The sequence below is a fragment of the Bdellovibrionota bacterium genome (assembly GCA_035292885.1).
Classification (GTDB): domain Bacteria; phylum Bdellovibrionota_G; class JALEGL01; order JALEGL01; family DATDPG01; genus DATDPG01.
Genome location: DATDPG010000142.1, coordinates 1 through 5444, shown reverse-complemented (window position 1 = coordinate 5444; position 5444 = coordinate 1). Strand labels below are relative to the sequence as shown.

At 53.5% G+C, this 5444-nt stretch carries 5 protein-coding genes; 4 read left to right on the top strand and 1 reads right to left on the bottom strand.

Features of this window, described 5'->3' with window-relative positions:
* The 3 genes from VI895_10635 to VI895_10625 all read left to right on the top strand — a co-directional run.
* On the top strand, positions 1–680 hold a 680-nt coding region (locus tag VI895_10635; GenBank protein HLG20254.1), incomplete at its 5' end, for a molybdopterin dinucleotide binding domain-containing protein.
* Complete coding sequence (locus VI895_10630; protein ID HLG20253.1) at positions 670–2274, top strand: hypothetical protein; 1605 nt, start codon at positions 670–672, stop codon at positions 2272–2274. The genes VI895_10635 and VI895_10630, both read left to right, overlap by 11 nt.
* Before the next feature lie 179 nt (positions 2275–2453).
* Positions 2454–3914, top strand: a complete 1461-nt coding sequence (locus VI895_10625) for a hypothetical protein (protein HLG20252.1) — start codon at positions 2454–2456, stop codon at positions 3912–3914.
* Positions 3915–4000: 86 nt separating this feature from the next.
* Here the strand turns inward: VI895_10625 and VI895_10620 are convergent, their stop codons facing one another.
* Positions 4001–4690 (bottom strand): hypothetical protein, encoded by a 690-nt coding sequence (locus VI895_10620; protein HLG20251.1) that lies wholly within the window; start codon positions 4688–4690, stop codon positions 4001–4003.
* A gap of 261 nt (positions 4691–4951) precedes the next feature.
* Between VI895_10620 and VI895_10615 the strand changes: the two genes are divergently transcribed.
* Positions 4952–5444: transposase zinc-binding domain-containing protein (locus tag VI895_10615; GenBank protein HLG20250.1), on the top strand; the 493-nt coding region annotated here is incomplete at its 3' end.

Here is a 5444-nt window from a genome sequence, read left to right as displayed (position 1 = left end):
GCGGGGGAACAACCACCAATACGGAACGGCGGATTCGTTTCACGCCTGAAATTCCTGGCCATCCGATTGGAGAGCCCAAGGCCGAATGGGAGATTCTTTGTGAAATCGGACGACGAATTTTTCCCGAACCGAAGGGACCCTTTTCCTTTGCGGATGCACAGGCCATTCGGGAAGAAATGGCTCGTGTCATGCCGATGTACAACGGCATTGGCCAACTTCAGGAGGAAGGGGACCAAGTTCAATGGAGAGGTTCGATGCTTTTTGCGGGCGGGAAATTCGAGAGGATGCCCGAAGGGAAAGCTCGGTTTTCCGTAGTTCCACTTCCCGATATCGAAGTTCCGAAAGGATATGTGTACGTGACGACGCGCAGAGGAAAACAATTTAACTCCATGACGTACGGTTCGTACGACCCTCTCACGGATCGAAAGCGGAACGACATCTTTGTTTCGATGGTGGATGCGAAGGAGTTCGGGCTGAGAGAAGGAGACGCCATCCGTTTGCGTTCCGACGTCGGGGCAATGGAAGGAGCCTGCCGGATCGCGCCGATCCGCCCCCGGAATGTTCAGGTGCGTTGGCCGGAAGGAAATGTTTTGATTTCGCGTCGCTATGATCCGGTCTCCGCCGAGCCCGACTACAACGCTCTGGCGAAAATCGAGAGGATCGTTCCGAATGGACGCTAACCGAATTCTCCGGGGAACAGTCTCGTGCCTCGCTGTGCCGCTTCTCGCGCTGGCCGTATTTTCCACAAACCTTGACGGGGATTGGATCGAGGACGATCGATACCAAGTCGCCACCAATCCTTTTCTACGTTCGGTTCGGTCGATTCCCTTTCTGTTCACCCACGATGTGGGATCTTCTTATGGTATCGGCGATTATAAGTCGAGTTCATATCGGCCCGTGACCATGGTATCGTACATGGCCGACGCTGCACTTTTTGGGCCCACGCCGTTCGGGTCTCACCTGATCAACAACGCACTTCACGCATTCAACGTGCTCCTTATGTTTCTTTTGCTCCGGTCGTTTATTCCGATCAAGCAGGCGTACTTCTTCTCAACGCTTTTCGCCGTGCATCCGATGGTCACGGACCCCGTTAGTTGGATCTCTTCACGCGCCGATCTTTTGGCACTTGCATTCAGCTTCCTTCATGTTTTCTGCGCTCTTCGAATTTCCGGACCGGACCATTGGCGCCCTCGACTTGGTGCAGGTGCGGGCTATCTCTTGACGGTCCCGCTCAGTTTTTTCTCCAAGGAGACGGCGGCGCTGATCCCGGTCGCAACGTTCGCTGCGTTGGCCGCAAAAAAAATAAGTTCAAGGGATGAGATCCGCCGAAGCATGCTTTGGGGAACGGCAATTTTTCTGATCACGCTCGCCTGCTTTTTTGTGAGGGAACGCCTGGTCGCCAGGTCAGCTCTTAATTTGTATTCGACGGTCATTTTCACGAACGCCGCTGCACTCATCGAACGGTTTCTGGAACTCCTTTTCATCCCCACGAGTACCGACCTTTTTCATCTCTACCGAAGGGAGGAATTTGGTGGAGCGGAAGTCTCCTTAGTCCTAATCACAGCGGCCGTACTCGGTCTATTTGCTGCTCGGAAATTCGGCGGTGTCACCTTGTTTAAATTGGGGCTCGGTTTCGCCTGTGCCGCGGCGGTCCCGGCGACGCTGGTTGTGGATATCGAAGCCAAGTTGCCGGAACGATACTTCTACCTTTCGTTCGGTGGAATCATTTTGGCTCTTTCCTCAATCTTGGCCTCAACGGAACACCGGCTAAGAGCACGCCTTTCAATGGGAACAGAACGCGCGGTGAAGGGGATGATATTCGTGTGGCTCTGTTTACTTTCTTTGTTGACGATCGGCCGGAACCGGGAATGGCGCGATGAGCCCACGCTGTATGCGGCGTCCATGTCTCAAGATCCTTGGAATTACTACCCTTATCTATATCTCTTGCAGCGCTATATCCGGGAGGGAAACGCGGAGGGACAGATCTCAGCCTGCCAGGCCGCTCTAGAACGAAAGCCGGACGAGATCGGATGCATGAACCTGCTGGCGGTTCGGAGGACGGAGCAAGGGCGATACGTTGAAGCTCGGGCACTGCTCGTACGGGCATATCATTTATCTCCCCGAAGTGCTCCCACGTCATACAATATCGGCTTCTATCACGAGATGAGGGGTAGCCGTGGCCGTGCCTTGGCCTGGTACGAACAAGCGCTTAAGTTGGACGCCGGTTACAAGCGAGCGGAAGGCGCGATATTCCGTCTCCGCAAGTCTAAATGACCCAAGTCAATTCGTTCTCGCCATCCGGTATCTTTCGTTTTTTTCACTCTAATCGCTTCGGGGTCCTAGTCCTTTTTGTCACGACATTCTCGATCTTTCTTACCGATCTCGGAGACGAGTGGGTTTATGACGACCATCTTCAGGTCGAAAGCAATTTGTATATTCGGTCGGCTCGTCACGTGCCTAGAATTTTCACCTCGGATTTTCACGAGTCCACCGGAGAAAACCCGTACGTATCGGGATCATATAGGCCAATTCTGCTTTTGTCGTACGCGATCGACTATGCGGTGTTGGGTCTTCGCCCGCTCGGGTTTCACTTAACCAGCAATTTCTTGCATGCGTTCAACGCTTGTCTTTTCTACTGGCTGGCGAGCATTGTGCTGCAGCCGGGTCTGGCTCTAGCTCTTGGGTTTCTTTTTTCGTTGCATCCCGTCGTAGTCGAATCGGTCGCATTGATCGGCAACCGAGCGGACTTACTTGTTGGAACCTTCGCGATACTGCACGTGATTTCGCTGCTGAAGTTCACTTCGGTTCCGTGCTCGAAATCTACACGCTGGGCCGCTGTATATTTACTAAGCATTCCCGCGGGCCTGTTCGCCAAAGAGTCATTCTTTTTTATTCCGTTCGGGGCACTCCTGGGTGTTTCTATTTGTTATCCAATACCCGTCGTTCGGAAAAGAATTGTTAAGATTGCCTTGGGCGCAGTCCTTGTTTCTGTTGTCTGTGTATTGTGGCGTAGTTATGTTACTACAGGATTTTCAACGCGATTTTTGGGGTTCAGTTTTCTCAGGGATTTCGCAGAAATCGTGTTTCGTTACATTCAAGTTTTGGTTCTGCCTGCGGAAACCGACTTTTTCTTTTCGTACGCAGCAAGCGATGCCCTGACGGACGTTCAAGTTTGGGGAATCATTTTTGCCTGTGTCTTCATCTTGCTGCTCGTATGTAGGAGTGCACAAAGGCTCGGTGCAGCGATTGGTTTTTTTCTTTGGATCACACCCCTGTTGCCCGCCGCCGGGGCCAAGCATTTCATCGACACAATCGGAGAGCGGTGGTTTTATCTTTCGCACGCAGGTTTTTGCCTTTTGCTGGGCGCCGCACTCGGAACATGGATTCGGGAATTTAAAGTATCATACGTCGCTATTTCGCTTGCGTTCCTTTCCCTTCTGACCGTTCTGACAGTACGCAGGAATATGGAGGTGAAATCTGAAATTTCTTTCTATCAATCTTCGATAGAACGAGACGCAACGAATTACCGCCCCTATTTTCAACTCACAAAATACTTCCGACGTGTAGGGGACATAAAGGAAGAAATTCGATACCTCAGAGGCACTCTTCGACAAAACCCACGTTTCGTGCCCGCCCTTAATGGTCTCGCGGTTCGGATGATCGACGACAACAGATTGGATGAGGCCAGGACCCTTTTGCGGAGGGCGTATGCGATCGATCGTAATCGAACAGCGACATTATTCAACGTTGGCTATTACTATGAAACAAAAGCCAACTCGTCTAAGGCGCTGGATTGGTATCTTCGAGCCGCCAAGACGAGGCCGGATTCCGCAGCCATTCATGCGGCCATCGGGCGAATGAATCAAAAATTACGCAGCTCTAATTCTGTCTCGACAGAACTGAAGCGTAGGTAATATTTGTCGTATTCTTTCTGGCCACGAAGGCTAAGCCCCTCAGCGCCCAGGCACCCGTACTGCCATCATTCCTTTGGCCGCAGGTGTTACAACCCAGACGGTTTTAAAGGAGGCGTAACATCGGCATTCATCTCGGTGATGGGAGCCAGGTCGTTGACTAAAGTGCTGTCCCCTCCAAATGCAGCTCCGCCGTTGACGTCGGCGGGATCGAGCGAGCAGTCGTTCTCAGGAGCGTACTCGATTGAAAGTGAGTTTGGATCGCTGGTCCAGACTCGGTTTGTCGTGTCGAAATTCACACACTGGCGTTGGACGAGGTTTTGCGGGGTATGGTCGTTGTTCGGACCAGCCCAGTTGCAGATCATTCCGCTGATACTCCCGACGTTAGATTGGGTTACGTCCGGTCCAAAGCCGAAATAACCGCAGCCGGTCCGGCCGTCGTCCGCCGTGGCTGCGAGTTCGGAAAGAAAGACGCGGGCATGAGAATCACCGGTTCCGGCTTGCCAAGCGTAGGAGATCGTCCCGGTGCCGTCCGCAGCGCTCAGGTCGTACGTGGCGTCGACGAAATTGTCGACCCAGCCGTCCGGATCGGGATCCATTTTCGTTGCATCGAGGCCGTTGTCGGCGTTGAACGGATTCGCCTCGTTACTGCAATACGTCGCCCGTTGGAGGCGATAGACCAACCGGCCGTTTTTGCCCTTCGAATAAAGGAGGGAGGTAGCGATCATCTTTGCGGGTTCTCCGTCGCACTTGCTTCCCGGACCGAAAACATTCGTCATAGATGCACTGCCAATTCAATTGAGCGCTTCATCCTGTGCTCTTCAAACAATCGGCGCCGCACTTTTTAATGACGATGGCTCAGCAACGGTCATTAGGATTCCGTCTTTAAGCGCGCGGCGCGCTAACCCTAGATCTCGCCGGACCGGACGGCTGGACCGATTTTCGGAACCGCCCGACCCTCCTTTTTGGATTCTTTCGATCGACACTCCGGGGGTTAGCGGGAGTCTCCCGAGGGCACGCTCCTTGTTCTGCTCCTGGGCATGTCGGGGCAAGCCGCGCCACAGGTCTGGGTCGAGTATCGGGCCCGGGTCTTTCATCAAAACCCGTTGTATCGCGTCCTGTACGATCATTATTCCCACTTCCAGAAGGTCTACCCTACCCGATTTCAGGTTTTGCTCGGCCTCTTTCGTTCGTGCGTCGACCACACGGTGGAGCGGTTTCTGGTTTGTGGCGATCCCCGGGAAGGGGTGGCGGTGTATACCTGCGACGCCTGTTCGCAGAAGAAGATCGTGCCGTTCTCTTGTAAGACCCGACTGTTCTGCCCCTCGTGCCACCAAAAGCGAATTCTCCTCTGGGCGGAAGACCTGATCGAGCACACGCTGGCGGACGTCTCGCACCGGTTCTGGACGTTTTCCATTCCCAAACGCCTGCGGCCCTATTTCCTGCACGATCGAAAACTCTTGAAGCATCTGGTCTTCGCGGCCCATCGCACGTTTTCCCTCGCCCTTGGCAACGGCCGCATTCAGAAACATC

Excerpts from the sequence above, each read along its gene's own strand:
- VI895_10630 (HLG20253.1), top strand. The coding sequence starts at position 670 with ATGGACGCTAACCGAATTCTCCGGGGAACAGTCTCGTGCCTCGCTGTG.
- VI895_10620 (HLG20251.1), bottom strand. The coding sequence starts at position 4,690 with ATGACGAATGTTTTCGGTCCGGGAAGCAAGTGCGACGGAGAACCCGCA.